We start from the raw sequence: 25,669 nt of genomic DNA on the forward strand, positions 1-25,669 counted from the left end.
TGCTCTTCCCTGTTCGCTTGTCCGTGTTCTTAACTCGTGCCTTAGCTTGGCTTCTTGTCCTGCTCAACAGGGTAGAAGGTATAGCTGAGGGTAATTTGCTGCGTATCCTTGTTATCCGGGTCGTTCAGGATCTTGGGATCGACGAAATAGAGGACGGGCATCCGCACCTCCTGCCCCGGTTGCAAGGTCTGCTGGGTGAAGCAGAAGCATTGAATCTTGGTGAAATAGGCCCCGGCTTGCGACGGGGTGACGTTGAAGCTGGCGGTGCCGGTGACCGGCTTGTCCGACATGTTCTTCGCGATGAAGATCGCCATGTCCTTGCTGCCCACGGTCACCGTATCGGTGCGATGTTCGGGGTAGAATTGCCAGGGCATCCCCGGCTGGACATTGGAATCGAAGCGGATCGACATGGTGTGGCCCGCCGCTTCGCGCACCTGCACATTGGCGTCCGCGCGCATGGTGGTGCCGCCAAAGCCGGTCTGTTCGCAAAAGATGCGATAGAGCGGGACCGAGGCGAAGCCGAGCGCCAGCATCGACAGGCCGACGCCCGCCATGGCGATCATCGTCCGGCGATTGCGCCGGTCGCGGTCGAACGGAGAAGGCGGCAGCGTCGCCATCAAATCGCGCTGCTCCCACCGATCTTCGCCAGGGTGATGGCGTAGAACAGGATCACCAGCGCCGCCAGAATGAGGCCCGTCACCAGCGCGCGCGACTTTTGCCGGGCGCGGATCAGCTTTTCTTCGTCTGGGGTCATGCAAGTAGCCAGCGGTCGACGACCACTGCTCCAAAGAGGAGGAAAAGATAGAGGATCGAATATTTGAACAGCCGCCGTTCCGGTCCCATCCGCGCCGGATCGCTTTCGCGACGGCGATAGACCTGGAAGGCAAAGACGGCGAACAGCAATGTGCCGAGCAGCGCCACGGTGCCATAGAGCAGGCCGGTGAGGCGCAGCAGCACCGGAGCCATCGCCGCGACCGCCATGATCGCGGTGTAGAACCAGATCTGGCGACGGGTCGCGACCTCGCCTGACACGACCGGCAGCATCGGGATACCGGCAGCGGCATAATCGGGCTTGGCGAACAGGGCCAGCGCCCAGAAATGCGGCGGCGTCCAGAAGAATACCAGCATGAACAAAGCGACCGGTAGCGCCGCGACGTCGCCGGTAACCGCGGCCCAGCCGATGACCGGCGGGAAGGCACCCGCTGCGCCGCCGATGACGATATTCTGCGCCGTGCGGGGCTTGAGCCAGATGGTGTAGACGAATACGTAGAAGAGGATCGAGACGGCCAGAATGGCGGCGGCGAGCCAGTTGGTCGCCATGCCCATCAGGATGACCGAAAAGAAGGACAGGCCGACGCCGAAATGCAGCGCCGACGTGCGGTCCATACGCCCGGCGGGCAGCGGACGGTTGGCGGTGCGCTTCATCTTCGCGTCGATATCCGCCTCATACCATTGGTTGAGGGCGGCGGCAGCACCTGCGCCCAGCGCGATGCAGAGGATGGCGGTGAAGGCCAGGACCGGGTGGATATGACCGGGGGCCGCCAGCAGGCCGCACAGGCCGATGAACACCACCAAAGTCATGACGCGCGGCTTGGTCAGCGCGAGGAAGTCGCGCCAGTGGGCCGTGATCGGGGCGGATGTCATCGTTACGCTCGTCATATCGGTTCCGGCCCCACCAGTCGGGGGCATATAGCATGAGGGGGCGGGCTTGGCACCCGCCCCCTCGATCATGTCAGTATGTCCGATAATCAGTGATGCGCGGCATCGTCGATCACGGGCAGGGTTTCGAACTGGTGGAAGGGCGGCGGGCTGGACAGGGTCCATTCCAGCGTGGTCGCGCCTTCGCCCCAGGGATTGCCAGCGGCCTTCTTGCCAGCCGCCAGCGACCAGAACACGTTGATGAAGAAGATCACCATGCCGACAGCCATGATTTCATAGCCATGGGTCGCGACCTGGTTCCACTTTTCAAAGGCGGCAGGATAATCGGGGTAGCGACGCGGCATACCCGACAGGCCCAGGAAATGCATCGGGAAGAACAGCAGGTTCACGCCGACGAAGAACACCCAGAAATGCAGCTGGCCGAGGAATTCATTATACATGCGCCCCGACATTTTCGGGAACCAGTAATAGAAGCCCGCGAACAGCGAGAACACCGCACCCAGCGAGAGGACGTAGTGGAAGTGCGCGACGACATAATAAGTGTCGTGCAACACGTCGTCGACGCCGCCATTGGCCAGCACGACGCCGGTGACGCCGCCCACGGTGAACAGGAAGATGAAGCCCAGCGCCCAGACCATCGGGGTCTTGTAGCTGATCGAGCCACCCCAGATGGTCGCGATCCACGAGAAGATCTTGATGCCGGTCGGCACCGCGATGACCATGGTGGCGGCGGTGAAATACATCTTCACATTCACAGACATGCCGGTGGTGAACATATGGTGCGCCCAGACGACGAAGCCGACGACGCCGATCGCGACCATGGCGTAGGCCATGCCGAGATAGCCGAATACGGGCTTTTTCGAGAAGGTCGAGATGATCTGGCTGACGATGCCGAAGCCGGGCAGGATCATGATATACACTTCGGGGTGACCGAAGAACCAGAAGAGATGCTGGTAGAGTTCAGGATCGCCGCCACCGGCCGCGTCATAGAAGGTGGTGCCGAAGTTGCGGTCGGTCAGCAGCATCGTGATCGCAGCGGCCAGGACCGGGAGGGCCAGCAGCAGCAGGAAGGCAGTGACCAGCACCGACCAGACGAACAGCGGCATCTTGTGCAGGGTCATGCCCGGCGCGCGCATGTTGAGGATGGTGGTGATGAAGTTGACCGCGCCCAGAATCGAGCCAGCGCCCGCAATATGCAGCGACAGGATTGCCATGTCGACCGCCGGACCAGCAGAGCCGCTGGTCGAGAGCGGGGCATAGACGGTCCAGCCGGTGCCAGCGCCATAGCCGGTGCCGCCGGGCACGAAGGCCGAGCCGAGCAGCAGCGCGAAGGCGGGGATGAGCAGCCAGAAGCTGATATTGTTCATGCGCGGGAAGGCCATGTCCGGCGCGCCGATCATGATCGGCACGAACCAGTTGCCAAAGCCGCCGATGATGGCGGGCATCACCATGAAGAACACCATGATGAGGCCGTGCGCGGTGATCAGCGCATTCCAGAGGTGATAGGCCTGGTCGAGGCTGGCAGGCTCAGCGCCCAGCAGCGAATGCTGAATATTGGCCCAGCCCTGGAGATACTGGATGCCCGGCTGCGCCAGTTCGACGCGCATCAGGCCGGAAATCGCCCCACCCACGACGCCCGCGAAAATCGCGAAGATCAGGTAGAGGGTGCCGATGTCCTTATGGTTGGTGGACATGAACCAGCGCTGGAAGAAGGCTGGCTTGTGATCGGCGTCGTGATGATCATGGGCGTGGTCGCCATGATGATCTGCGGTAATGGTGGTCATGGCGGTTCTGCCCTTACATCAAAGCTTGGCGTCAGCGGCGGGCGCGGCGGCGGCAACGGCAGGCGCCGCGCCAGCGGGCTTGCCGCCCTGCGAGAGTACCCACTGGTCGAACTGCGCAGGCGGCAGTGCCTCGATCGCGATCGGCATGAAGCCGTGGCGCGCGCCGCACAGTTCCGAACACTGGCCGTAATAGACGCCCGGCTTTTCGATGGTGAAGCTCTTTTCATTCAGGCGGCCGGGAACGGCGTCCATCTTGACCCAGAGCGAAGGCACCGCGAAGCTGTGGATGACGTCGGCAGCGGTGATGATCAGCTTGATCGGGCGACCGGCGGGCAGAACCAGACGGTTGTCGGCGGCCAGCTGATGCGGTTCGCCGCTGGCCTTGGCCTGTTCCTCGGTCAGCATGTTCGACACGAATTCGGGGATGCCCGCGTCGGGATATTCATAGCCCCAATACCATTGATAGCCGGTGACCTTGACGGTCAGCGCATCCTTGGGCGCGGGCTTATACTGGTCGGCCAGCAGGCCGATCGATGGCACCGCGACGATCAGCAGGATGATGACCGGCGCGACGGTCCACACCACTTCGATGAAGGTGTTGTGCGACGTCTTGGACGGGATCGGGTTCGCGCTCGCCCGGAAACGCCACATGGCATAGAGCATCAGGGCGAGGACGAGGATGGAGATCGCGAAGATCAGCGGCAGCAGCATCTTGTCATGCAGCCAGCGGGCGGTGTGGCCGGTGGAGGTGAACTGCTCCTGCAGCGTGACTTCGCCCGGCTTTGGCATACCGATGCCTTCGGTCGGCTTCATGCGCGGCGGCGCGGCGACCTTGGCCACGGGCGCAGCCTGCGCAGCCGGTGCGGCGGCGTTGGCGGCCGAATCAGCCGGAGCGGCGGCATTGTCCGCAGCTGGCGCGGCGACGGCGACATTGTCCTGCGCCAGCGCCTGACCGTTCATCGCGATCGATGGCGCGAAGGCCAGCAATCCGGCGAGAACGAGCGATTTCACCTTGTTCATAGCGTATTCTTACCCCGTAACCCCTTGGCGCCGCTGCAACGAAGACGCGCGTCTGCGCATCGCCCCCGCCCGGTCGGTTCTGCCGCGGCTTATAGGCATGGTTTTTTCATGCCTCAAGCTTCCATGACCAGATTTTCTTCGCTGTTGCAACGTCCCCTTTGGCCCCCTATTTCGCAGCAGCGCGCACAGGGGCGCGATCATGGCGCGTCGCGTGCGTCATGTTTACAGGGATATGATGGGGGGCAGAGCGCCCGCATGGCCCGCGACAGGATAGATGAACGGCATGAGCGACGAAGAGGTTTTGGCGGAATTCCGGGCAGCAGGGGCATTGCTGGAAGGACATTTCATATTGTCGTCGGGTCGCCGCAGCGCCAATTATCTGCAATGCGCCCGCGTGCTGATGAATGCCGAGCGGGCAGGCACGCTCGCCCGCGCGATGGTGCAGAAACTGCCGCGCGAATTGCGGCAGGAGATCGACCTGGTGGTTTCGCCAGCCATGGGCGGGCTGATCGTCGGGCATGAAGTCGGTCGCGCGCTCGGCAAGGACGCCGTGTTTCTGGAACGGCCCGAAGGGACGTTCGAGCTGCGCCGGGGCTTTGCCATATCGCCCGGACAGAAAGTGCTGATGGTCGAGGATGTCGTGACCACCGGCCTGTCGTCGCGCCAGGCGATCGAGGCGGTGACGGCCGAAGGCGGCATCGTCATCGCAGAAGCCGCGCTGGTCGACCGGTCGGCGGGCGAGGTGGAGCTGGGCGTCCCCTTCTATCCGCTCGTGTCGATCAATTTCCCGGTCTATGAAGCCGATGCGGTCCCGCCTGAGCTGGCGGCGATCCCGGCGATCAAGCCGGGCAGCCGGAAGATATAGAGCCATGACCACGCCCCTGCGCCTTGGCGTCAATATCGACCATGTGGCGACGATCCGCAACGCGCGGGGAGGCGATCATCCCGATCCGGTCAAGGCGGCGTTGCTGGCGGTGAAGGCGGGGGCGGACGGAATCACCGCGCATCTACGCGAGGACCGGCGGCATATTCGCGACGAGGATGTCGCGACCCTGATGGCGGCGCTGAACGTGCCGCTCAATCTGGAGATGGCGGCGACGGCGGAGATGCTGGACATTGCGCTGCGCTACAAGCCGCACGCCGCCTGCATCGTGCCGGAAAAGCGCGAGGAGCGCACGACCGAGGGCGGTCTGGACGCGGCGGGACAGTTTGAGACGCTTCAGCCGATCGTGAAGGCGCTGGGTGACGCGGGCATCCGGGTGAGCCTCTTCATCGAGGCGGACGCGCGCCAAATCGACGCGGCGATCCGGCTGGGCGCGCCGGTGGTGGAATTTCACACCGGTGCCTATGCCCATATGCACGGCGAAGCGCGCGCGGCGGAACTGCGCAAGCTGGCCGATGCTGCTGCGCTGGCGGCCAAAAACGGGATCGAACCTCATGCCGGCCACGGCCTGACCTTCGACAATGTAGCCCCGATCGCGGCCATCCCGCAGGTCGCCGAACTCAATATCGGTCACTTCCTGATCGGCGAGGCGATCTTCGGCGGGCTGGAAGGCAGTATCAGAGAGATGCGGCGGCAGATGGATCTGGCGCGGTGATGGGCAATGCTCATTCCTCCCCGGTACGGGGAGGGGGACCAGCCGCAGGCTGGTGGAAGGGGTTGGCCTCTTGCCGCGACATCTCGGAGTGGCGCGCGTTCCTCCCGCCCCCTCCACCACCGCTTCGCGGCGGTCCCCCTCCCCGTACCGGGGAGGAATAATGATCATCGGCCTCGGTTCCGACCTGTGCAATATAGAGCGTATCCAGAATTCGCTCGATCGCTTCGGCGCGCGGTTTGAAGCCCGCGTGTTCACCGATGTCGAGCAGGCCAAGGCCAATCGCCGCCCCTTTACCAAGGCAGGGACGCTGGCCAAGCGGTTCGCCGCCAAGGAGGCTTTTTCCAAGGCGGTCGGGACCGGGTTCAAACGCGGCGTGTTCATGAAGGATATCGGCGTGGTCAATGCGCCGTCGGGTGCGCCGACGCTGGCCCTGACCGGCGGCGCGCTTGCGCGGCTGGAGACGATGGTGCCTGCGGGCCACAAGCCGGTCATTCATCTGACGCTCACCGACGATCATCCATGGGCGCAGGCCTTCGTCATCATAGAGGCGGTGCCGCTGTGAGCGCCCTGCCCCCCGACCCCAGCGAGCAGACCCAAATGACCGCAGCCGACCTGAGCGACGAGACGCCTGCACCGGAAACCCCCGCACCTGAAATCAAAGCGCCCGCGCCATGGGTCAATTGGTGGCAGGAGGTCAAAAGCCTGTCACTGCTGATCCTGGCGGTGCTGGCCTTCCACAGTTTCGTCGCCAAGCCCTTTTACATCCCGTCCGAATCGATGATGCCGGTGCTGCTGACCGGTGACCGGCTGGTGGTCAGCAAATTCCCCTATGGCTGGTCCTATGTCTCGCCCAGCTTCCATCCCCTGCCCTTCCTGAAAGGACGGCTGTTCGGGCGGCTGCCGGAACGGGGCGATATCGTCATCGTGTCGCCGCAGAACCGGCGCGAGGATTATATCAAGCGGGTGATCGGCCTGCCCGGCGACATTATCGAGGTGCGCGGCGGTCAGGTGGTGCTGAATGGCGTTGCGGTGAAGCAGAAGGCATTGAAGCCACTGCGTCTGGCGGTGGATGCCAATGCACCCTGTTCGCCGATGCAATTCCCCGGCGCACGGGTCAGCGGCGTGGATAGCAAGGACTATTGCGAATTGCCGGTGCGGCAGGAAATCCTGCCCAATGGCAAGACGTACCTGACGATCGACATGGGGCCGAGCGCGCTCGACTGGTATGGACCGGTCAGGGTGCCTGCCAACCATGTGTTCCTGATGGGCGACAATCGCGACAATAGCGCCGACAGCCGCGCGCCGCTGGAGGAAAATGGGCTGGGCGGGCCAGTGCCGTGGGAGGCGATTGGTGGGCGGGCCGAGTTCATCACCTTCAGCCTGGATGGCGACACGACATGGAACCCGCTCAGCTGGGTCCGGTCGCTGCGCAGCGGACGTGCCGGGAACAGCCTGCGGCCAGCGAGCGTTACTGCCCCGGAATAAACGGATATAAGGGGTATCGGGTTTGAACGACACGCAGCATCATGTCGAGGAACCCGGTCCCAGCGAAGTGCGCAGCCCGCTGGTTGCGCATGAATTGCAGCGCGCGGGCGTGTGGTTCGCGCTGGCCATCCTCATCGGGCTGGTCGCGTTATTGGCGCAGCCGATCCTGCTGGTGCTGGGCGCTTTGGTGCTGGCGACGATGATGGATGGCGGGGCGCGGCTGTTGAAGCGCGTGCTGCCGATCGCGCGCGGCTGGCGGCTGACGATCGTGCTGCTGAGCGCCGTCGCCTTCATGGTGTGGACCTTCTACCTCACCGGATCGAGCCTGATGGAACAGGCGCAGGCGATGCGGACGATCGTGGAAACACAGGTCGCGCGCGTGGGCGGCTGGATGCAGCAGATGGGCGTGTCCACCACGCCGGAGGATTTGAAGAGCCTCGCCAGTCAGGCGATGAGTTCGATGGGGCGGGTGACCGCGGCGGTCGGCACCGCAGTCGGCGCGATCACCAGCGGGGTAATGATGCTCGTGCTGGCGATCTTCATCGCGGTCGATCCCAAACTCTATGAACGCGGCGTCGCCTGGATGCTGCCGATGGAAAAACGCAGCCATTTCTACGCCATCGCCGACAAGATGGGCTGGACGCTGCGGCGGCTGATGGCCGGGCGGCTGATCGGCATGGCGGTCGAAGGGGTCGGCACCTGGCTGCTGCTCTGGGCTGGCGGGGTGCCGATGGCGGGGCTGCTGGGCCTGTTGACCGGCCTGTTCGCCTTCCTGCCCAATATCGGGTCGATCATTTCGGGCGTGCTGATCATTCTGGTCGGCTTTTCCGGCGGCACCGACACGGGCCTCTATGCCTTTGGCGTCTATCTGGCGGTGCAGATTGTCGATGGCTATCTGATCGTGCCGATGGTGGCGAAGAAGGCCACCGATCTCGCCCCGGCGCTGGTGCTGGCAGCGCAGATCTTGTTCGGCGCGCTGTTCGGCATCATGGGGCTGTTCCTGGCCGACCCGATCGTCGCGATGATCAAAGTCTATCTGGAGGAGCGCTCCAAACGGCTGGAGGAAAAGCGCGCGGCGCGGGTCGCGGAGCGGCTGGGGGTTTAAGGGTTTGCCGCGGTCGGCATAAAATACCCCGTCGACTCAGCCCGGCAGCACCAAACTCGCTTCCAGTCCGCCGCCCGGTCGGTTGGCCAGCCGCAACTCCCCCTGATGCTCCGCCATGATCGCGCGCACCAGCGCCAGCCCCAGCCCTGCCCCGCCCGTCTCGCGGTTGCGCGAGCCTTCCAGCCGGGTGAAGGGTTCGAGCATTTCGTCCATCCGCTCCTCGGCAATGCCCGGCCCTTCATCCGCCACCACGATGCGGATCATATGGCCTTCGCGACTGACCGACACATGGGCGCGATCGCCATAGACGATGGCGTTTTCGATGAGGTTGCGCAGCGCGCGGCGGATTTGCTGGGGGCGGACGAAGGCGACGGCGCGATCACTGTCGGTCATGTCGACCGGCGATCCGAGTTCGATGAAATCCTCCACCACCGCGTCGGCCAGAGAAGCGAGATCGACCTTCTGTGCCGCTTCGGTGCTGCGTCCCGCGCGGGCGAGCGAAAGGATATCCTCCAGCATCCGGTTCATTTCATCGATGGTTTCGGACATGCGCGCCCGTTCGCCGTCATCCTCCACCGATTCGGCCCGGACCCTGAGGGACGCCAGCGGTGTGCGCAGGTCATGGCCGATCGCGCCGAGCATCCGGTCTTTCTCATCCAGCATCGCGATGATGCGCGATCGCATGGCGTTGAACGCCATGGTGAGGTCGCGCACGTCGCCGGGACCGCGTTCGTCCACGGGGTCGGCAGAGCCGGTGCGGGCAAATTGCTGGGCGGAGCCGGTGAGTTGCTTCAACGGTCGCGCGAGGCGACTTCCGACCCAGAGCAGGGGCAGCAGGACGATGACGTAGAGGATGAGCGTCTGGCCAACCAGCCAGCCGCCAAAGCGCTGTGGCCGGTCGCCGGTCCGCGCCTGCGTCACCACCCATTTGCCCGGTTCATATTCCGCCGCCAGCGTCAGCCGGGCGACGCGATGGTCGTGCGGACGTTCGCCATTGGCGCGGATGCGGATTCGCTCCCAGCGGCGCATCGGCATGACGCTATCATCCTGCACCACGCGGACGCTCAGGATATTGAGGCCAATATCCCCGAACATCGCCATGGCGCGCTTTTCGATATCGGGGCGCGCCTGTCCTTTCAGCGTCGGTGTGCCTTGGACGAAGCGGGCGCGCATCCGTGGCGGGACCGGACGATCGGGCCGGTTGTCGAGCGCATCGATGACGCGATAGACGGCAGGGGCCGTTTGACCCGTCAGTTCCAGCTGGGTCCGTTCGCGATAGAGCAGCGCGAAATTGATCGCCTGCGCCACGAACAGCGCCAGCGCGACGAGCAGGATGATCTGCCCGACCAGACTTTGCGGCCAGAGGCGCAACCGCTTGATCATAATTTGCGGACTTCGGCGGACAATGTGTAACCGCCGCCCCACACGGTCTTGATCAGCGTCGGGTTTTTGGGGTCCGGCTCGATCTTCTTGCGCAGGCGGCTGATCTGATTGTCGATCGCCCGGTCGAACGCATTGGCTTCGCGGCCCTGGGTGATGTCGAGCAACTGGTCGCGGCTCAGCACGCTGTTGGGGCGGGTCGCAAAAGCCAGCATCAGATTATATTCGGCGGTCGAAAGCGGCAGCGACACGCCCTCGCTATCCACCAGCGTGCGCTCCTGCGTCTTGAGCAGCCATCCGGCAAAGCTGTAATTGGCGCCATCAGGCGCGGTGACGCGCTGGCCGCCGGTGGCGACGCGGCGAAAGATCACCTTGATCCGGGCGACCAGTTCGCGGGGCGAAAAGGGCTTGAGGACATAATCGTCCGCACCCATCTCCAGCCCGACGATGCGGTCGGTCTCCTCGGTGCGGGCAGTGAGCAGGATGACCGGGATTTCGCTGGTTTCGCGGATATGGCGGCAGAGCGACAGGCCGTCCTCGCCGGGCATCATGATGTCCAGGATCACCAGATCGATGGCGTTGGCGTTCAGGCGGATGCGCGCCTCCGCCGCGCTGTCGACGGCAGTGACGCGAAAGCCGTTGCGGGACAGATATTGCGCCAGCGGTTCGCGGATCGAACGCTCGTCATCGACGAGGAGGAGATGGGGTTTTTCGCTCATGCTGCCTGTCTGTCATGGCTGAACAAAGGTTGGAAGGGCGAAGGCGCAAGGGGGCACGCCTTCGCCCTTCCGGGGCTTTTCGCGATCGGGTTCAGGGACATCAGGGGGAATGCCGGGCCTGACCGCGAAAGGGGAGGAGATCAGCCGGCGGGCGGCGGGGGTGCCTTGCGGTCCTTCCACGCGCCGCGCATCGCTTCGCGACCAGCCTTCATTTCCTCAGCGGTCACCTTGCCGTCCTTGTTGGCATCGGCCTTGTCGAACATAGCAATCGGCCCGGCCATGAACTCGGCTTTGGTAACGGTGCCATCCTTGTTCGCGTCGCCGCGCCCGCCCATCATGCCGCCCCCCATCATACCACCCATGCCAGGACCGCGATGATGGCCACGACCGGCCCATTTGCGGCCTTCGGGGCCACCGGGCTTGCCGGCTTCGGCACGGCGCTCGGTGCGCTTGTCCGCGCGGGCTTCATGCGCAGCGACAAATTCCGCCTTGCTGACCTGGCCATTCTTGTCGGTGTCCAGCGCGGCGAAGCGGGTGTCGAGCCGCTGGGCGCGCATCGCGTCACGATCGGCCTGGGTCAGCTTGCCGTCCTTGTCGACGTCCATCCTGGCAAAGCGCGCTTCCAGCCCGGCGGTCAGTTCCGCCTTGCTGATCGCGCCATCCTTGTTGGTGTCCGCCATGGCCATCATGCCGCCCCGACCACCCCGGCCCGGCCCGTCACCGCCCGGCTGGGCAAAAGCGAGATGCGAGGCAGCAAGGCCGCCGACGAACAGCGAACCCAGCGCGACGGTGCCAAAAAATTTACCGAGCATGTCCTGTACCTTCCAAATGATGATCGTGAACGGCATGTCGCCGTCCTTCACATCACTTATGGGCAAGACTTGTCCCGCAACTATGTCAGCGCAACAGACAAACTGTCGCAATTTGTAACGGCACATTGGCGTTGCCGCACCGGCCCACACCCCCACCCGGCCTCCCACAGAGCATATCCTGAATGGGAGGTCGGGTGGGGGTGTGGGCCGGTGCGGAATGAATGCGCGAAGGCACATTCCCGGACAAAAGCTCAGCCGGAAATGACGGCGCGGGCGTCTCGCGTGGCGCTTTGCGTGTCGAGCGCAAGTTTCTTCACTTCCGCCGCGACGCAGGAAAAGCCGCGGCCGGCCTCGCCTGCGCGCGCCGCCTCGATCGATGCATTGAGCGCCAGCAAGTTGGTCTGGCGGGCAATGCCATCGATCGAATCGACTATGCCGCTGACTTCGCCAAGCACCCTTTCGATGCTGGCACGGCGGTCGCGCTCCTGGCGATTGAGGCGCTGCTCGGCATCCTCGCGCGCCGCAATCGCTTCCTGTTCGGCGCTGATGTCGGTGGCGAATTTGATGACGCCGATCTGGACGCCATGATCGTCGAAGATCGGATTATAGCTGCCCCTGATCCAGATCAGGCGACCATGCCGATCCAGCCGACGATAGACGCCCGTGTCGAAATGCCCCGCGCGCAACCGATCCCAGAAAGCCGCATAGTCGGCCGTGCCAGCCAAGCCTGGTTCGCAGAACAGGCTGTGCGGGCGCAATTCGATGTCCGCGAAAGCATAGCCGAACAGGGTCAGGAAATTGTCGTTGGCGCCAATGACGCGGCAGTCCATGTCGAAGCTGACGATCGCCGTCGAGCGTTCGATCGCGCGACAGATTGACGATGTCTCCAACTCTATGCCGTACATGCCCATGCCTCCGAAATGGAGGCATGGCCTATAATCGGTTAACGCTTACCTAACCATGCTGCAGGCCGAGCGAGAGGCCGCTCAGCGATCCCGCCGACCCAGCAGCCGCAGGCGCAGCGCGTTGAGCTTGATGAAGCCCGCCGCGTCGCGCTGGTCATAGGCGCCTGCGTCATCCTCGAACGTCACGACCTTTTCGCTGTAAAGCGAGTAAGGCGACTTGCGACCCACGACATAGACGCCGCCCTTGTAGAGCTTCAGCCGGACGGTGCCGGTGACCTTTTCCTGGCTATGGTCGATCGCCGCCTGCAACATCTCGCGCTCTGGGCTGAACCAGAAGCCGTTATAGATGAGTTCAGCGTAGCGCGGGGCCAGTTCGTCCTTCAGATGCGCCGCACCGCGATCCAGCGTCACCTGCTCGATACCGCGATGCGCGAGGTGATAGATGGTGCCGCCCGGCGTTTCATACATGCCGCGCGACTTCATGCCGACGAAGCGGTTTTCAACCAGGTCGAGACGGCCAATGCCATGCTTGCGGCCATAATCGTTGAGCGTTTCCAGCAAAGTCGCGGGCGACATCGCCACGCCATTGATCGCCACGCCATCGCCGCGTTCGAAATCGATGGTGATATATTCGGGCGCGTCGGGCGCGTCCTCCGGGTTGACGGTGCGCGAATAGACATAGTCGGGGACTTCATCCCACGGGTCTTCCAGCACTTTGCCTTCCGACGAGGTGTGCAGCATGTTCGCATCGGTCGAAAAGGGGCTTTCGCCGCGCTTATCCTTGGCGATGGGTATCTGATTCTGTTCGGCGAACTCGATCAGCCGGGTGCGGCTGGTCAGATCCCATTCGCGCCAGGGCGCGATCACCTTGATATCGGGCGACAGGGCGTAATAGCCCAGCTCGAAACGGACCTGGTCATTACCCTTGCCGGTCGCGCCGTGCGACACGGCGTCAGCGCCGACCATCTTGGCGATCTCGATCTGGCGCTTGGCGATCAGCGGCCGGGCGATCGAGGTGCCGAGCAGATAGAGGCCTTCATAAAGCGCGTTGCTGCGCATCATCGGGAACACATAGTCGCGGACGAACTCTTCGCGCAGGTCGTCGATGAAGATATGCTCTTCCTTGACGCCCATCAGCCGCGCCTTGGCCCGCGCTGGTTCCAGTTCCTCGCCCTGCCCCAGATCGGCAGTGAAGGTGACCACTTCGCACTGATACGTCTGTTGCAGCCATTTCAGGATCACGCTGGTGTCGAGGCCACCGGAAAAGGCAAGGACGATGCGGTTGATCTTGTCTGACATGGCTAGCGACTCTTCTGTGCAGTGATGGCGCGGATGATGCGCGCGGCGCGTATCAGCCAGTGTGCAAAAGTGCAACCGGACAGGCAAAAAGGGACCGGAAGCAGTCTGCCTCCGGTCCCTTCATCATATCGTCAGGGTTGCTTAGTGGGTGCGCGGTTTCAGAACACCGGTGCGCACGCCGTCATTGCCAAAGCGATAGACGGTCTGGCTGCGGTCGATCGCCGGGGTGGGCGTGACGACCGGCTGTGCCTGATGGGGCGCTGGCGGCGCGGCGACCGCCTGACGCTCGGCCAGCAGGAACTTGGCCCGACGCACCCGCTTGGCGTGGGTGAGGAAGGGGTTTTCCGGGCTGGGCGGTGCGGCGACCATGGCGGCGATCGTGCGCTCCTCGTCTGTCACCGGTGCAGCGGGCGTGTAGAGGACACGCGGCGCAACGGGTGCCGGGGCGGGTTCGATCGGCATCGGTTCGGCGACCGGCGCGACCAGCTGCTCCTCCTCGACCGTTTCGATCGGGCGACGTCGACGCATCAGCGCGGCACCACCCAGGCCTGCAAGCAGCAAGGCTGCGCCGCCCATGGCGAAGAGCAGGGCATTATCGGTGCGCGCGGCTTGCTGTTCCACTACCGGCGCGGATGGCGTTGCGGCAACCGGTTCCGGCGCGATCACAGGAGCGACCGGTGCGGACGTTTCGGCAGGCGGCGTCACCGCAGGAGCGGATTGTGCGACGGCGACCGGCGCGACTGGCGCAGCGACCCGTTCCACAGGGCGCGCGGCGGCGCGGCGCGGCGTTGGCGCAGGCTTGGCTGCGGCCTCGGCTTCAGCGGCTGCAATCGCTGCGGCGCGACGTTCCTCGACCGAGGGCGTGGCTTGCACCACCGGCGCGCTGGTCGCGAAAGTGGGCGTCGCGGGGGTCGCAGCGACTGGCGCTGTCACAGCCTCCGGCGGTGCGGCGGGTGCGGCTACCGTTGGGGCGACCGGCGGCGGCGCGAGTTCCTGCGCCAGCAAAGGGGTTGCACTGAGGGCCAGAACAGCGGCGATCGCGGCCCTGGCGGGGCGAATTGAGCGAGTGTGTTCAGTCATAGCGTAAGATGAACCCACGACATCTTCGATTGACCGCAGACCGACTCTCGCTTTCAGGACGGATGGTGGCGGATCGGCGACAGAATGATTGGCCTGAACAACGGTTCATCTTTACATGAACGGTAGATTTACAAAATAATACTATAAATCGTCTAACCTACGTCCTTCACGATAGGCGCCGTCCAGCAAAGCGTCCTGCCGAGCCTGATCCTTGTCGTCCGCAATCCGCTGCGCCTTCGTCCGGCCGAACTTCGCGCGATTGCCGTCCGCCGCGCGCGCTCTGTCGGCCCGCGCCTTTACCTTGCGCGCCTGACGCAGATTGACGACATTGCTCATGTCTCGACCGATCCCTCACTTGTTTCTGGCTAATCGCCGATTATAGGAGCGGCGATCATGGCTTGCCAAGCGCGGCCTGTCCCTTCCATGACACTCTTATGACCAGCATCCACGACGTCGCCGCCCTGGCCCAGGTATCGATCAAGACGGTGTCGCGCGTCGTCAACAGCGCGCCCAATGTCAGCCCCGACCTGCGCGCGCGGGTACAGGCGGCGATCGATCAGCTGGGCTATCGCCCCAACCAGTCGGCGCGGCGGCTGGCGGGGGGGCGGTCCTTCATGATCGCCTATCTCTACAGCAACCCCGCGCCCGGCTATACCAGCGGCATCCAGTCAGGCGCGGCGGCGCGCTGTCGGGAACTGGGCTATCATCTGGTGGTCGAGCCGATCTCGCCCGGCGGCGAGGAGCGGTTCGACGTGCTGGACCGGCTGGTCGCGGCGCTGCGGCCCGACGGCGTGCTGCTGGTGCCGCCCTTGTCGGACGATGAAGGGCTGCTGGCGCGCCTCGCGGAACTGCGCCTGCCCTGTGCGAGGATCGCCGGGTCGGTGGTGGCAGCGAGCTTCAATATCCACACCCCCGAACGGGCCGCCGGGCGGATGGTCGCCGACCATCTGATCGCGCATGGCCACCGCCGGATCGGCGTCATCACCCCGCCGCCCTCGCACCGCGCGGCACTGCGCCGGGTCGAGGGATTTCGCGACGGCCTGACCGCCGCGGGCCTACCCATCGACGATGCGCTGTTCGTGCCGGGCGGATTCGATTTCACATCGGGCATCGCGGCGGGCGAAACGCTGCTGGCCCTGCCCCAGCCGCCAACCGCCATCTTTGCGACCAATGACGACATGGCGCTGGGCGTACTGACCCATGCCCACCGCATCGGCCTGCGCGTGCCGGAGGATCTGTCAGTGGTCGGCTTCGACGACACCCCCGCCAGCCTGACGAGCTGGCCACCGCTCACCACAGTGCGCCAGCCGCTGGAGGAAATGGGCCGATCGGTCATCGACGCGCTGGCCAACGGCCCGCTCGACGCGCCGGAATTCCTGTTCACGCTGGTGGAACGGGGCAGCTGCGGGCCAGGGCCGGGCTGAACTGCGGCGAAAAGGGCTGGAGCGGGTAGCGGGGATCGAACCCGCATCACAAGCTTGGAAGGCTAGTGCTCTACCATTGAGCTATACCCGCCCGGCCGGGAAGCGCCCTGCCATCATCCTGGGGGCTTCGTCAATATCGCAATGCGCAATTGCGCCAAGATCGCCCTTAACCCGGCGCGGCATTTCCTCTATCAGGCGGGGATGCAAAGCCCTTCCCTGCGCCAGCTGGACATTTTCGCGCAGATGGTGGCGGCGGGCAGCGTTGCCCGCTGCGCCGACATGCTGGGCGTCACGGCTGATGATATTGCCCGCGATATCGGGTCGCTGGAAATGCGGCTGGGCTATCGCCTGTTCGAGGATATGAGCGGCACGGTCCGCCTGACCCCTGCCGGGCGCAAGACGGCGCAGGCGATGACTTTATTGTCGCAGGACGCGCCGGAGGATTGGGACGAGACCGCTGCGCCCGCCGAAGCGCTGCCCCCACCGCCCGCCCTACCGCGCCAGACGATCATGCTGGCGGCCCCCGCCCCGATCTTCGGCCATTTTCAGGAGGCGCTGTCGGCGTTCGAGGCGGCGAATGAGGATATTGCGATCACGCTGGACTTGCAGGTCCAGTCGGTGACGGACGCAGCGGCTGCCTTGCGGGAGGGGCGCGCGGACATCGCCTATTTCTATGCACTGGAGGAGCCGGCCGGTTTCGCCTCCCGCTATGGCTGGTCAGAGCCGCTCAGCCTCTATGTCGGTGCCGCCCATCCGCTGGCGCAGGCAGACAGCGTGTCGCGCGACGATCTGGCCGTTACGCCGATGCTGGCGCTGGAGCGACATAATCCGATGCGCCATATCGTCGAGGATGCACTGGCGCGCGGGCGGGTGCAGCTTGGCCCGCCGGTGCTGGAAAGCGACGACATGTTCGCGGTGATGACGGCCCTGCGCGCGGGCAAGGGCATCTTTGCCGCCTTTGGCGCACTGGCGCGCGATCTGGGGCGGATGGACGGGATCGGGCGGCTGCCGCTCGACACGCAATTGCCCGCGATCGAGGTACGCCAAGCGCTGGGACCGCGCGCGGCGGAAACCCCAGCGGTGGAGGCGCTGGCGGAGTTTCTGTTTCTTTAGGCCTCCACGCTTATCCCTTCTCCGTTCAGGCTGAGCTTGTCGAAGCCCCGTCCTTCTTTGCGAAGAAGAACAGCCCTTCGACAGGCTCAGGGCGAACGAATGTGGGATGGTGGCAAAAACCCACTCCCTCGCCTGACGCACCGCAGCAAAAAGACGATGAACCGAACTTGATATGATATCTCATTCTAGATACAGGGTCACATCGACTCCCCCGTTCCAAGGATGATGCCGCTTCATGCTCCTTTCCCCGCTTCTGCGCGCTGGCTGCGCCCTGCCCGTTCTGTGCTTTGCCCTCCCCGCCCTCGCCCAGACCCCCGACGACGCAGCCGATCAGGCCTATCATGACAATCGCGCCGACATCATCGTCACCGCCATCATCCCCCGGCGGCAGGGCGACATCTTGTCCGGCACATCGGTCGTCACCGGCGAGGAGCTGACCCGCAACATGCGGTCGACCATCGGCGAGACGCTGGCGCGGCAGCCGGGCGTGTCGGCGACATCCTTTGGTCCCAACGCATCCCGCCCGATCCTGCGCGGCTTTCAGGGAGAGCGGGTGCGCATCCTGACCGACGGGATCGGCAGTTTCGACGTGTCCAATACATCGGTCGACCATGCCGTCGCGATCAACCCGCTGACTGCCGACCGGATCGAGGTGCTGCGGGGGCCTGCCGCCTTGCTCTACGGATCGTCGGCCATTGGCGGCGTCGTCAATGTGATCGACAGCCGCATCCCGCGCCGCGTGCCGGACGAGCCGATCCATATCGACGCCATCACCACCTATGGCAGCGCCGCCAACGAGCGCACCGGATCGGGCGAGGTCGAGGTGCCGCTGGGCGACAAGCTCGTCTTTCATTTTGACGGCAGCTATTCCAAGTCGGGCGATCTGGACACGGGCAACTATATATTGACCCCCGCATTGCGCGCGCAAGCCGCCACAAGCGGCGACGCGGACATTGCCAGCCTGGCGACCCTGCGTGGCAAATTGCCCAACAGTGCGGCGGAAACATGGGAAGTGTCGGGCGGCGCGGCGCTGATCACCGATGGCGGCAATCTGGGTTTTTCGGTCACCCATAGCGACAATCTCTATGGCGTGCCGGTGCGCTATGCAGTGGAACCGGGCGGCGAGGCGGAGAAGGTGCGGCTGCATATGAAGCAGGACCGGGCTGACATGCGCGCCGAGGTGCCGGTCAATGGCGGATTTCTGGAATCGATCCGCTTCCGCGCGGGTTTTGCCGATTATCAGCATCAGGAAATCGAGGATACGGGCGACGTCGGCACGACATTCTACAACCAGTCGATGGAATCGCGACTGGAACTGGTGCAGGCCAATCGCGGCGGATGGGACGGCGCAATCGGCGGGCAATTCTTCACCCGCAAATTCCATGTCGAGGGGGAAGAAAAATTCCTGCCCCGCAACGAAACCACCCAGCTGGGCCTCTTCACCCTCCAGTCGATCGACCTGGGCAAAACCCGCGTCGAGGTGGGCGGACGCTATGAACATACCGATGTCAGCGCGGATGCGGACGCGACCCTGTTCAACCCGGCCTATGACCGCCGCTTCGACACCATCTCCGGCTCGATCGGCGCGAGCCGGGAGATCGTACCGGGCTGGCGCGCGGGGCTGAACCTGTCCCGCACCGAACGCGCGCCATCGGCCGAAGAATTGTTCGCGCGCGGCAATCATGCGGGTACGCAGGCATTCGAACTGGGCAATCCCGATTTCAGCAAGGAAAAAAGCTGGGGCGTGGAAGCCACGCTGCGCGGCCAGGGGCCGGGCTACACCCTCGCCCTGTCCGCCTATCATAACTGGTTCGATGGTTATATTTATGATGTGCAGGTCGCCGATGACGCCTGCATGGCGGTGAATGGCGGGGAGGATCTGGAATTCCCCTGCTTCCAATATAATCAGGCCAAGGCCCGCTATCTGGGCTTCGAGGCCGAAGCCACGGTCAAGTTGGCGCAAGTCGGCAGCTATGCCATCAATTTCGATGGCGTCGCCGATTATGTCCGCGCGACCGTGACCGACTCCGGCCCGGCCCCACGCATCCCGCCGATGCGCCTGCTGGGCGGGCTGGAAGCGCAGGGTGAGCGCCTCAGCCTGCGCGGCGAGGTGGAACATAGCTTCGCACAGGACCGGATCGCCGCGACGGAGACGGAAACGGGCGGCTTCACCCTGGTCAACGCATCGCTGGCGTGGAAGCCAATCAAGGGCAATGACCGCACCACCATCATGCTGTCGGCCAATAATATCTTCGACGTGGAGGCCCGCCGCCACGCCAGTTTCCTGAAGGATTACGCCCCGCTGGCCGGGCGCGACATCCGTATCACCGCGCGCCTGTCCATCTAATCTGACCAGGCCCCGTCGCGCCGTGCGACGGGGTCGATTGCGCATTGTGACAATTTCGTTACAAGGCGCGACTAATGCGCCAGATTGCTGCCCTCCCCTACACGACCCATGCCGACGGATCGATGCAGATATTGCTGATCACGTCGCGTGACACGCGGCGATGGGTCATTCCCAAGGGCAACCGGATCAAGGGGCTGGCCGGCCATCGCGCCGCCGAACTGGAAGCCTTTGAGGAAGCGGGCATCCACGGCATCGCCTGCCCCGCTTCACTTGGCCGCTACAGCTATGACAAGCGGAAGCGCAACGGTGCCGCGCGGGAAACGAGCGTCGAGGTCTTTCCCCTTGCCGTCACAGGCCAATTGTCGCAATGGCCCGAACAGGGGCAGCGTGAACTGCGCTGGTTTCCCGTGGCAGAGGCCGCACGCGCGGTCGCGGAACCCGATCTTCAGGCAATCATCGCCGCCTTTCGCAAACCGCCCCGCGATCCGGGCCGGTTCGTGCGGATGCTACTGTGGTTCAAGGACAAGCAAAGCGAAAGGACTGGAATGCTCGCCTGGTTTCATGCGTTGATGCCCAAGCAGGGCCGCTTTTTCGAGCAATTCGAAAATCATGCGGCCACGCTGGTTGCCGGCGCCGATGCACTGGCCCGGCTGCTCAAGGGCGGGCCGGACATGATGGTCCATATCAAGGAAATTTCCGACCGCGAACATGAGGCGGACGACATCATCCGCGACGTGTTGCAGGACGTCCGGCGCATCTTCGTCACCCCGTTCGACCGCAGCGCCATCACCGGGCTGATCGGCGTGATGGACGACGCGATCGACCAGATGAACCAGACCGCCAAGGCGATCGCCCTTTATGAGGTCAAGACATTCCCGCCGCAGATGCAGGATATGAGCGCGCTGATCGTCGAATGTGCGCGGCTGGCGGCCGAAGCGATGCCGCTGCTGCGTTCGCTCAACTTGAACGCCACGCGGCTGCACGACCTGACCGAACGTCTGGTCAAGCTGGAAGGCCATGCCGACATATTGCACGAAGCGGGCCTCAAGACGCTCTATGCCGCCGCGCGCGAAGGCAATCCGATGGATTTCGTCGTCGGGCGGGAAATCTATTCCCACCTGGAAAAGGTCACCGACCGGTTCGAGGATGTCGCCAACCAGATTTCCGGCCTGGTCATCGACCACGCCTGACGATCCCGCCGGATAGAGTCCATGGACCCCATAGCCTTCCCGCTGCTGGTCGCGCTGATCGGCGTCGCGCTTGCCTTTGACTTTCTCAACGGCCTGCATGACGCCGCCAACTCGATCGCGACCATCGTGTCGACCCGCGTTCTCAAGCCCCAATATGCGGTCGCCTGGGCCGCCTTCTTCAACTTCATCGCCTTCCTCTTCTTTGGGCTGCATGTCGCGACCACGGTGGGCAAGGGGATCGTCGACGCCGCGATCATCGATCCGCAGGTGATTTTCGGCGCACTGATGGGGGCGATTTCATGGAACCTCATCACCTGGGCGCTGGGCATCCCCTCCTCCTCCAGCCATGCTCTGATCGGCGGGCTGCTGGGCGCGGGGACGGCCAAGGCGGGGCTGCCCGCAGTGATCTGGACCGGCGTGTTCAAGACCAGCGCGGCGATCGTCATGTCGCCGGCCATCGGCCTGCTGCTGGCATTGTTGCTGGTGCTGATCATCAGCTGGATCTTCCGCCGCTTCACGCCCCATGGCGCGGACGGGGTGTTTCGCAAGCTGCAACTTGTCTCCGCCTCGCTCTATTCACTCGGCCATGGCGGCAATGACGCGCAAAAGACGATGGGGATCATTGCCGTGCTGCTCTATTCGCAGGGCATGTTGCAGGGCGACTTTCATGTCCCCTTCTGGGTGGTGATCAGCTGCCAGGCGGCGATGGGATTCGGCACGCTCTTTGGCGGGTGGAAGATCGTCCACACCATGGGGTCGAAGATCACGCGGCTCAGCCCGGCGCAGGGTTTCTGCGCGGAAACCGGGGGCGCGATCACCCTGTTCATGGCGACCCATCTGGGGATTCCGGTGTCCACCACCCACACCATCACCGGCGCGATCGTCGGCGTGGGCGCGTCGCGACGGCTGTCGGCGGTGCGCTGGAACATCGCCTCGCGCATCATCGTCGCGTGGGTTGTGACCCTGCCCGCCGCCGCGCTGATCGGTGCGGGTTTCTACTGGATTACGCGCTTTTTCTGATCCTCTCCTGCAAGAGGAGAATGCTCCACCAGGCTGGCTGGTGACCCAAAAGCCCCTCCCCCTTGAGGGGGAGGTTGGGTGGGGGTGCGCTGCCGCCAGCGTAGACGCTCGGCTTCGCCTCGCTCCCCCTCCCCCGCCCCCTCCCCGCCGGGGAGGGGAGAAGAAGCACCATCATCGCGATTTAATGTTACGCAACCCGGCCGAGCCGGTGGTAGAGATTGGCGTATTTGACCGACTCCGGCTGGTCCTGAATCTCGCGCAGATAATGGACGATCGCGGTGCGGATCAGGCCGAAATCTTCCGGCGAGAAAACCGCGCGCGAGCGGGCGGGCTGGGGGTGGCCGCCGGTTTCAGTCATATTTTCCATCGTGTCCGTCGTCATGATCCTGTCCTTATGTCTGCAAGCCGTCAGTGCGGCGATGGACAGTGAGTTAGACATATTGGCGCGATGCGGAAGGGCGATGAGTGGCCGCGTGTCACGATAAGATTTGGTCATATTGTCATTCTATGACATCATGACTTTATGGCAGATGCAATCGACCGCAAACTTTACCTTGGCCCCAAGCTGCGCGTCCTGCGCCGCGAACTGGGGCTGAACCAGACCCGCATGGCCGAGGAACTGGGCGTTTCGCCCAGCTATCTCAACCATCTGGAGCGCAACCAGCGCCCTCTGAGCGCGCAGATGCTACTGCGGCTGGCCAATGTTTATGACATCGACATTCGCGATTTCACCGCGCGCGCGGCCGATGGCGGATCGGGCGAACTGAGCGAAATATTGTCCGACGCGCTGGTCCGGGACATCGGCATTGCCCGCGACGAAGTGCTGGAAGTGTCCGAAAATTATCCCGGCGTCAGCGAAGCCATCGCCCGATTCTATCGTGCGCTCAGCGACCTGCGCCGCCTGCCCGGTGAAGCGGCGGCGGGCGAACGCGGCCCCGCCCCGCTGGTCGCACCGATCGACTGGCTGCGCGAGACGATCGCGCGGGCGGGCAATCATTTTGCCGAGATTGACGCCGGGGCCGAAGCCATCGCGGCGCAGTTGAACGATGATCCCGCATTGTTGCAGGCGGACCTGCGCGCGCGGTTGAAGGACCGGCACGGCATGGCCGTCCAGGTCGTCCGCGCCGACGTGCTGGCAGGGACGCTGCGCCATTATGACATGCACCGGCGGCGGCTGATGCTGAGCGAGCGGTTGGCAGCGTCCGGGCGGCTGTTCGCCATTGCCTATCATCTGTGCGCGCAGGAACTGGCCGACGCGATCGCTTCGCAGGTCGCCCGTGCCGCCCCACCGGACGAGGATAGCCGCCGCCTCGCCACCATCGCGCTCACCAACTATGCCGCCGCCGCGCTGATCATGCCCTATGACCGCATCCGCCAGGCGGCGGAGCAATGCCGCCACGACCTGCCCGTGCTGCGCGACCGGTTCGGCGTGTCGAGCGAGCAGCTGGCCCACCGCCTGACCAGCCTCAACCGCACCGGCGCGCGCGGCATCCCCTTTTTCATGGTCAGGATGGACCGGGCGGGCATCATATCCAAGCGCTTCGACGGCGAAGCCTGGCCCTTCGCCCGCTATGGCAGCACCTGCCCGCGCTGGGACGCGCATGGCGCAGGCGCGGTCGATCAGGTGAATGTGCAATTGATCGAGACGCTGGATGAGCGCCGCTTCGTTACGCTGGCCATGGCGCTGCCCCAGCCGCCGGGCGCACGCGGCCGCGCGGTGATCGCGCTGGGGTGCGAGGCAAAACATGCCGGGCGGATCGTCCATGCCGATGGCATCGACCCGGACAAGGACGACGCGGTCGAAGTCGGCCCCACCTGCCACCTATGCGAACGCCGCGCCTGCCCGGACAGGGCGCTGCCCCCGGTGACGCGGGCGCTGGATTTGCATGGGTATGAGCGGACGAGTGCGCCGTTTCCGTTTAGGCGGGTGTGAAGGGGGGGGAACTGGCCGTTTGCGGAATGGCAGGTCTAGAATCGCAAACTAAGATAGCCGCCATCGCGTGTGGCGAACTACTCAACGACCGAAGTCAGGTTCGCCAAGAGGCCCAGTGGCTGCTGCGCTGGCGGTGGTGCGAGTTGGGGTGCCTTCTCACACTCCTTCAACTCAAATGCCGCAAAGTTGGAATTCAACCCGAATGATGTGGGCCAACGGAAAAGCCGCAACGTCCCCTTGCCCTCGTTCAATAGTGTGAATTCTGCCACCTCCTGACCTAAGATGGTGCCGCCGCTGGCGCTAAGCCAGCCGGTAAAGCATGTAACCTGATTCTGTAGCGTGCCTTCATAAACCTTCGCCCCCGCCCGGATCTGGCAGCGAACCTTAGTTCCATCCGCAACAGCTATGACATCGCGCGAAGCGGTGGCGAAAACGCCTGTAATCATGGCCTCCGGCGCATCCTGTTGAAAACGTAAAGCGCTGGCGAGCGATGCGCGATACGGCTCGACCGTCGCCTCCATCCTAGTTTTTACCTCAGTCGCCTTTTCATCGATCCGCCGCTGCGCGGCCAGTGCGGCAGTGCGCGCGGATGCGTGGTTTTCTGCGGCGTTGCCAGCATCCTCGACGCCGTCAAGTAGTGAGAGCGCCAATGCCGGGTATCCGTCGGCAATCAGAAGATGGGCTAGGTTGGCTGATGCAAACTTGTCTCCCTCGGAATTCGCACGCTCATATTCACGGACGGCCAGCGCCTTGTCGAACTGCGAATAAAGTACTCCTACATTGTTACGGGCTACGGCGTCGTCACCAGTGGAGCTGATGTGCCGAAAATAGTGCCAGAGCGCCGGTGCCCATCGGCTGCTCGAACGCGAGTAGCCATAGGCGAGGCTGAACTTTTCAGAAGCAGGCTGAACGATGCTTGCGTATTCCGAGGCGATGAAACTTCCGTCAAGATCCCCCGCTTCCTTTAGAATTTGAGCCAAAGTGAATAGCCCCGCAGCCCGGATTCCATCGGTCGTACCAGCCTTCGACCAACGAAGCGCAAACGCTAGCGCCGCCTGCCTGCCGTCGGTCTTGTAGATAAGGCGCACGCCAGAGCCAATCACGTGTCCCAACTGAGGAGACCAAGTGCGCTCTAGCCCAGCATCCATATGCGTTTGTGCCGCGAGGTAGTCATGATCTGCAATTGCCCAATCTAGCATTACCGCATGCGGCATTGCCCAAGTAGGGTTGCTGGAGGCTAATTCACGCATCGCCTGTCTACCTTGATAGGCCCCCATCTGTTCTCGGCGGCGCAGGTGGTCGGTATGCCAGAACTCGATGTTCTCGGAATCCAGGCCCTCAAGCATTCCATCAAAAGCGGAATCAAGGTCTGTGAGATTTTTTGCCGAAAACCACATCCAGAAGAAGTCGCTCTCTCCGCCCCCCTGTTCCTGCGCGGCCTCGGCCTTAACCTCTGCCTCTTGCGCGACCGGTTCGTGCGTCAAGATCATTGGACGGTCTAGTGACGGAAGTGAGGGCTCTGATGCTGGCTCTATGGTCTGCGAAACAGGTGTCGATTGCGACAACATCTGTCGCTTGGTCAACTTCATAGAAAGTAAATTGCCGCCCACCTCGAATTCAAGACCGGCAAATAGGACGGCCACGATTGTGATCAACAATGTCAAGCATGCGATGACCACGGCCAGAGATATTGCAATTGGCGTCACAGAACCCAGTAACTCTAGCATCGAAGGACCTTTCTTCGTCCCATTGTGACGAACCTATGCGCGCACGGCGATTAAGCAATAATCAGATTT

Annotated in this window: 25 protein-coding genes and 1 tRNA gene; 11 read left to right on the forward strand and 15 right to left on the reverse strand. The window is 63.8% G+C overall.

The genetic code is table 11. The features are described from left to right. Positions 1-41: 41 nt before the first annotated feature. The 5 genes from ACODR8_RS02365 to coxB all read right to left on the reverse strand — a co-directional run bounded on the left by ACODR8_RS02365 (position 42) and on the right by coxB (position 4,463). Positions 42-617: a cytochrome c oxidase assembly protein gene (locus ACODR8_RS02365; protein WP_217673652.1), complete on the reverse strand. Its 576-nt coding sequence runs from the start codon at positions 615-617 to the stop codon at positions 42-44. Then, positions 617-754: a hypothetical protein gene (locus tag ACODR8_RS02370; RefSeq protein WP_182913925.1), complete on the reverse strand. Its 138-nt coding sequence runs from the start codon at positions 752-754 to the stop codon at positions 617-619. Before ACODR8_RS02370 ends, ACODR8_RS02365 begins: the two co-directional genes overlap by 1 nt. Then, positions 751-1,659: a heme o synthase gene (locus ACODR8_RS02375; RefSeq protein ID WP_489005775.1), complete on the reverse strand. Its 909-nt coding sequence runs from the start codon at positions 1,657-1,659 to the stop codon at positions 751-753. Before ACODR8_RS02375 ends, ACODR8_RS02370 begins: the two co-directional genes overlap by 4 nt. 89 nt (positions 1,660-1,748) lie before the next feature. Continuing rightward, positions 1,749-3,443 (reverse strand): cytochrome c oxidase subunit I, encoded by a 1,695-nt coding sequence (ctaD, locus tag ACODR8_RS02380; protein WP_294133706.1) that lies wholly within the window; start codon positions 3,441-3,443, stop codon positions 1,749-1,751. 18 nt (positions 3,444-3,461) lie between these two features. Next, positions 3,462-4,463 carry a cytochrome c oxidase subunit II gene (coxB, locus tag ACODR8_RS02385; RefSeq protein WP_489005776.1) on the reverse strand — a complete coding sequence of 334 codons (1,002 nt, stop codon included), beginning with the start codon at positions 4,461-4,463 and terminating at the stop codon, positions 3,462-3,464. Between the two features lie 283 nt (positions 4,464-4,746). Between coxB and pyrE the strand changes: the two genes are divergently transcribed. The 5 genes from pyrE to ACODR8_RS02410 all read left to right on the forward strand — a co-directional run bounded on the left by pyrE (position 4,747) and on the right by ACODR8_RS02410 (position 8,651). Continuing rightward, on the forward strand, positions 4,747-5,328 hold the full coding sequence (pyrE, locus tag ACODR8_RS02390; RefSeq protein ID WP_119746419.1) for an orotate phosphoribosyltransferase: 582 nt from the start codon (positions 4,747-4,749) through the stop codon (positions 5,326-5,328). Between the two features lie 4 nt (positions 5,329-5,332). Continuing rightward, the gene (locus ACODR8_RS02395; protein ID WP_489005777.1) at positions 5,333-6,061 is read left to right on the forward strand and encodes a pyridoxine 5'-phosphate synthase; all 729 of its coding nucleotides are present in this window, start codon (positions 5,333-5,335) and stop codon (positions 6,059-6,061) included. Positions 6,062-6,221: 160 nt separating this feature from the next. Continuing rightward, positions 6,222-6,623 (forward strand): holo-ACP synthase, encoded by a 402-nt coding sequence (gene acpS / locus ACODR8_RS02400; protein WP_489005778.1) that lies wholly within the window; start codon positions 6,222-6,224, stop codon positions 6,621-6,623. 35 nt (positions 6,624-6,658) lie between these two features. Continuing rightward, the gene (gene lepB / locus ACODR8_RS02405; RefSeq protein WP_489005836.1) at positions 6,659-7,546 is read left to right on the forward strand and encodes a signal peptidase I; all 888 of its coding nucleotides are present in this window, start codon (positions 6,659-6,661) and stop codon (positions 7,544-7,546) included. 22 nt (positions 7,547-7,568) lie between these two features. After that, the gene (locus ACODR8_RS02410; protein WP_489005779.1) at positions 7,569-8,651 is read left to right on the forward strand and encodes an AI-2E family transporter; all 1,083 of its coding nucleotides are present in this window, start codon (positions 7,569-7,571) and stop codon (positions 8,649-8,651) included. A gap of 36 nt (positions 8,652-8,687) precedes the next feature. Here the strand turns inward: ACODR8_RS02410 and ACODR8_RS02415 are convergent, their stop codons facing one another. The 7 genes from ACODR8_RS02415 to ACODR8_RS02445 all read right to left on the reverse strand — a co-directional run bounded on the left by ACODR8_RS02415 (position 8,688) and on the right by ACODR8_RS02445 (position 15,182). Beyond that, positions 8,688-10,031: a sensor histidine kinase gene (locus ACODR8_RS02415; RefSeq protein ID WP_489005837.1), complete on the reverse strand. Its 1,344-nt coding sequence runs from the start codon at positions 10,029-10,031 to the stop codon at positions 8,688-8,690. Further along, on the reverse strand, positions 10,031-10,750 hold the full coding sequence (locus tag ACODR8_RS02420) for a response regulator (RefSeq protein WP_217673659.1): 720 nt from the start codon (positions 10,748-10,750) through the stop codon (positions 10,031-10,033). The genes ACODR8_RS02415 and ACODR8_RS02420 overlap by 1 nt, the downstream gene beginning before the upstream one ends. A gap of 140 nt (positions 10,751-10,890) precedes the next feature. Further along, positions 10,891-11,562 (reverse strand): EF-hand domain-containing protein, encoded by a 672-nt coding sequence (locus ACODR8_RS02425; protein ID WP_489005838.1) that lies wholly within the window; start codon positions 11,560-11,562, stop codon positions 10,891-10,893. A gap of 251 nt (positions 11,563-11,813) precedes the next feature. Next, entirely contained in the window at positions 11,814-12,467 is a 654-nt protein-coding gene (locus ACODR8_RS02430) for a PAS domain-containing protein (protein ID WP_489005780.1), read from the reverse strand. A gap of 81 nt (positions 12,468-12,548) precedes the next feature. Continuing rightward, positions 12,549-13,766 (reverse strand): argininosuccinate synthase, encoded by a 1,218-nt coding sequence (locus tag ACODR8_RS02435; RefSeq protein WP_119746127.1) that lies wholly within the window; start codon positions 13,764-13,766, stop codon positions 12,549-12,551. Positions 13,767-13,907: 141 nt separating this feature from the next. Then, positions 13,908-14,846, reverse strand: a complete 939-nt coding sequence (locus tag ACODR8_RS02440) for a hypothetical protein (RefSeq protein ID WP_489005781.1) — start codon at positions 14,844-14,846, stop codon at positions 13,908-13,910. A 141-nt stretch (positions 14,847-14,987) separates the two neighbouring features. After that, complete coding sequence (locus tag ACODR8_RS02445) at positions 14,988-15,182, reverse strand: DUF4169 family protein (RefSeq protein ID WP_489005782.1); 195 nt, start codon at positions 15,180-15,182, stop codon at positions 14,988-14,990. 98 nt (positions 15,183-15,280) lie between these two features. On the opposite strand from ACODR8_RS02445, the gene ACODR8_RS02450 reads away from it, so the two are divergent. Then, positions 15,281-16,270 (forward strand): LacI family DNA-binding transcriptional regulator, encoded by a 990-nt coding sequence (locus ACODR8_RS02450; RefSeq protein ID WP_489005783.1) that lies wholly within the window; start codon positions 15,281-15,283, stop codon positions 16,268-16,270. 17 nt (positions 16,271-16,287) lie between these two features. Here ACODR8_RS02450 and ACODR8_RS02455 read toward each other — a convergent pair. Next, a tRNA-Gly gene (locus ACODR8_RS02455) sits at positions 16,288-16,361 on the reverse strand. A gap of 110 nt (positions 16,362-16,471) precedes the next feature. On the opposite strand from ACODR8_RS02455, the gene ACODR8_RS02460 reads away from it, so the two are divergent. From ACODR8_RS02460 to ACODR8_RS02475, 4 genes are all read left to right on the forward strand, one after another. Then, positions 16,472-17,383 (forward strand): LysR family transcriptional regulator, encoded by a 912-nt coding sequence (locus tag ACODR8_RS02460; RefSeq protein ID WP_489005839.1) that lies wholly within the window; start codon positions 16,472-16,474, stop codon positions 17,381-17,383. A gap of 235 nt (positions 17,384-17,618) precedes the next feature. Continuing rightward, positions 17,619-19,730, forward strand: a complete 2,112-nt coding sequence (locus ACODR8_RS02465) for a TonB-dependent receptor domain-containing protein (RefSeq protein WP_489005784.1) — start codon at positions 17,619-17,621, stop codon at positions 19,728-19,730. Between the two features lie 74 nt (positions 19,731-19,804). Further along, a complete protein-coding gene (locus ACODR8_RS02470; RefSeq protein ID WP_489005785.1) occupies positions 19,805-20,920 on the forward strand; it encodes a DUF47 family protein in 1,116 nt (371 codons plus the stop codon). 21 nt (positions 20,921-20,941) lie between these two features. After that, a complete protein-coding gene (locus ACODR8_RS02475) occupies positions 20,942-21,940 on the forward strand; it encodes an inorganic phosphate transporter (protein ID WP_119746137.1) in 999 nt (332 codons plus the stop codon). A gap of 187 nt (positions 21,941-22,127) precedes the next feature. Here the strand turns inward: ACODR8_RS02475 and ACODR8_RS02480 are convergent, their stop codons facing one another. Next, the gene (locus ACODR8_RS02480; protein ID WP_119746139.1) at positions 22,128-22,322 is read right to left on the reverse strand and encodes a hypothetical protein; all 195 of its coding nucleotides are present in this window, start codon (positions 22,320-22,322) and stop codon (positions 22,128-22,130) included. Positions 22,323-22,463: 141 nt separating this feature from the next. Here ACODR8_RS02480 and ACODR8_RS02485 point away from each other — a divergent pair, with 141 nt between their 5' ends. Then, positions 22,464-23,873, forward strand: coding sequence for a helix-turn-helix domain-containing protein (locus ACODR8_RS02485; RefSeq protein ID WP_489005786.1), 1,410 nt, complete (start codon positions 22,464-22,466; stop codon positions 23,871-23,873). A 77-nt stretch (positions 23,874-23,950) separates the two neighbouring features. On the opposite strand, the gene ACODR8_RS02490 is transcribed toward ACODR8_RS02485, so the two are convergent. After that, positions 23,951-25,600, reverse strand: a complete 1,650-nt coding sequence (locus ACODR8_RS02490; protein ID WP_489005787.1) for a hypothetical protein — start codon at positions 25,598-25,600, stop codon at positions 23,951-23,953. Between the last annotated feature and the right edge of the window lie 69 nt (positions 25,601-25,669).

Source organism: Sphingobium sp. FG58, from assembly GCF_057809055.1.

Excerpts from the sequence above, each read along its gene's own strand:
- ACODR8_RS02365 (WP_217673652.1), bottom strand. The coding sequence starts at position 617 with ATGGCGACGCTGCCGCCTTCTCCGTTCGACCGCGACCGGCGCAATCGC.
- ACODR8_RS02370 (WP_182913925.1), bottom strand. The coding sequence starts at position 754 with ATGACCCCAGACGAAGAAAAGCTGATCCGCGCCCGGCAAAAGTCGCGC.
- ACODR8_RS02375 (WP_489005775.1), bottom strand. The coding sequence starts at position 1,659 with ATGACGAGCGTAACGATGACATCCGCCCCGATCACGGCCCACTGGCGC.
- ctaD (WP_294133706.1), bottom strand. The coding sequence starts at position 3,443 with ATGACCACCATTACCGCAGATCATCATGGCGACCACGCCCATGATCAT.
- coxB (WP_489005776.1), bottom strand. The coding sequence starts at position 4,463 with ATGAACAAGGTGAAATCGCTCGTTCTCGCCGGATTGCTGGCCTTCGCG.
- pyrE (WP_119746419.1), top strand. The coding sequence starts at position 4,747 with ATGAGCGACGAAGAGGTTTTGGCGGAATTCCGGGCAGCAGGGGCATTG.
- ACODR8_RS02395 (WP_489005777.1), top strand. The coding sequence starts at position 5,333 with ATGACCACGCCCCTGCGCCTTGGCGTCAATATCGACCATGTGGCGACG.
- acpS (WP_489005778.1), top strand. The coding sequence starts at position 6,222 with ATGATCATCGGCCTCGGTTCCGACCTGTGCAATATAGAGCGTATCCAG.
- lepB (WP_489005836.1), top strand. The coding sequence starts at position 6,659 with ATGACCGCAGCCGACCTGAGCGACGAGACGCCTGCACCGGAAACCCCC.
- ACODR8_RS02420 (WP_217673659.1), bottom strand. The coding sequence starts at position 10,750 with ATGAGCGAAAAACCCCATCTCCTCCTCGTCGATGACGAGCGTTCGATC.
- ACODR8_RS02425 (WP_489005838.1), bottom strand. The coding sequence starts at position 11,562 with ATGCTCGGTAAATTTTTTGGCACCGTCGCGCTGGGTTCGCTGTTCGTC.
- ACODR8_RS02430 (WP_489005780.1), bottom strand. The coding sequence starts at position 12,467 with ATGTACGGCATAGAGTTGGAGACATCGTCAATCTGTCGCGCGATCGAA.
- ACODR8_RS02435 (WP_119746127.1), bottom strand. The coding sequence starts at position 13,766 with ATGTCAGACAAGATCAACCGCATCGTCCTTGCCTTTTCCGGTGGCCTC.
- ACODR8_RS02440 (WP_489005781.1), bottom strand. The coding sequence starts at position 14,846 with ATGACTGAACACACTCGCTCAATTCGCCCCGCCAGGGCCGCGATCGCC.
- ACODR8_RS02445 (WP_489005782.1), bottom strand. The coding sequence starts at position 15,182 with ATGAGCAATGTCGTCAATCTGCGTCAGGCGCGCAAGGTAAAGGCGCGG.
- ACODR8_RS02450 (WP_489005783.1), top strand. The coding sequence starts at position 15,281 with ATGACCAGCATCCACGACGTCGCCGCCCTGGCCCAGGTATCGATCAAG.
- ACODR8_RS02460 (WP_489005839.1), top strand. The coding sequence starts at position 16,472 with ATGCAAAGCCCTTCCCTGCGCCAGCTGGACATTTTCGCGCAGATGGTG.
- ACODR8_RS02465 (WP_489005784.1), top strand. The coding sequence starts at position 17,619 with ATGCTCCTTTCCCCGCTTCTGCGCGCTGGCTGCGCCCTGCCCGTTCTG.
- ACODR8_RS02470 (WP_489005785.1), top strand. The coding sequence starts at position 19,805 with ATGCGCCAGATTGCTGCCCTCCCCTACACGACCCATGCCGACGGATCG.
- ACODR8_RS02475 (WP_119746137.1), top strand. The coding sequence starts at position 20,942 with ATGGACCCCATAGCCTTCCCGCTGCTGGTCGCGCTGATCGGCGTCGCG.
- ACODR8_RS02480 (WP_119746139.1), bottom strand. The coding sequence starts at position 22,322 with ATGACGACGGACACGATGGAAAATATGACTGAAACCGGCGGCCACCCC.
- ACODR8_RS02485 (WP_489005786.1), top strand. The coding sequence starts at position 22,464 with ATGGCAGATGCAATCGACCGCAAACTTTACCTTGGCCCCAAGCTGCGC.
- ACODR8_RS02490 (WP_489005787.1), bottom strand. The coding sequence starts at position 25,600 with ATGCTAGAGTTACTGGGTTCTGTGACGCCAATTGCAATATCTCTGGCC.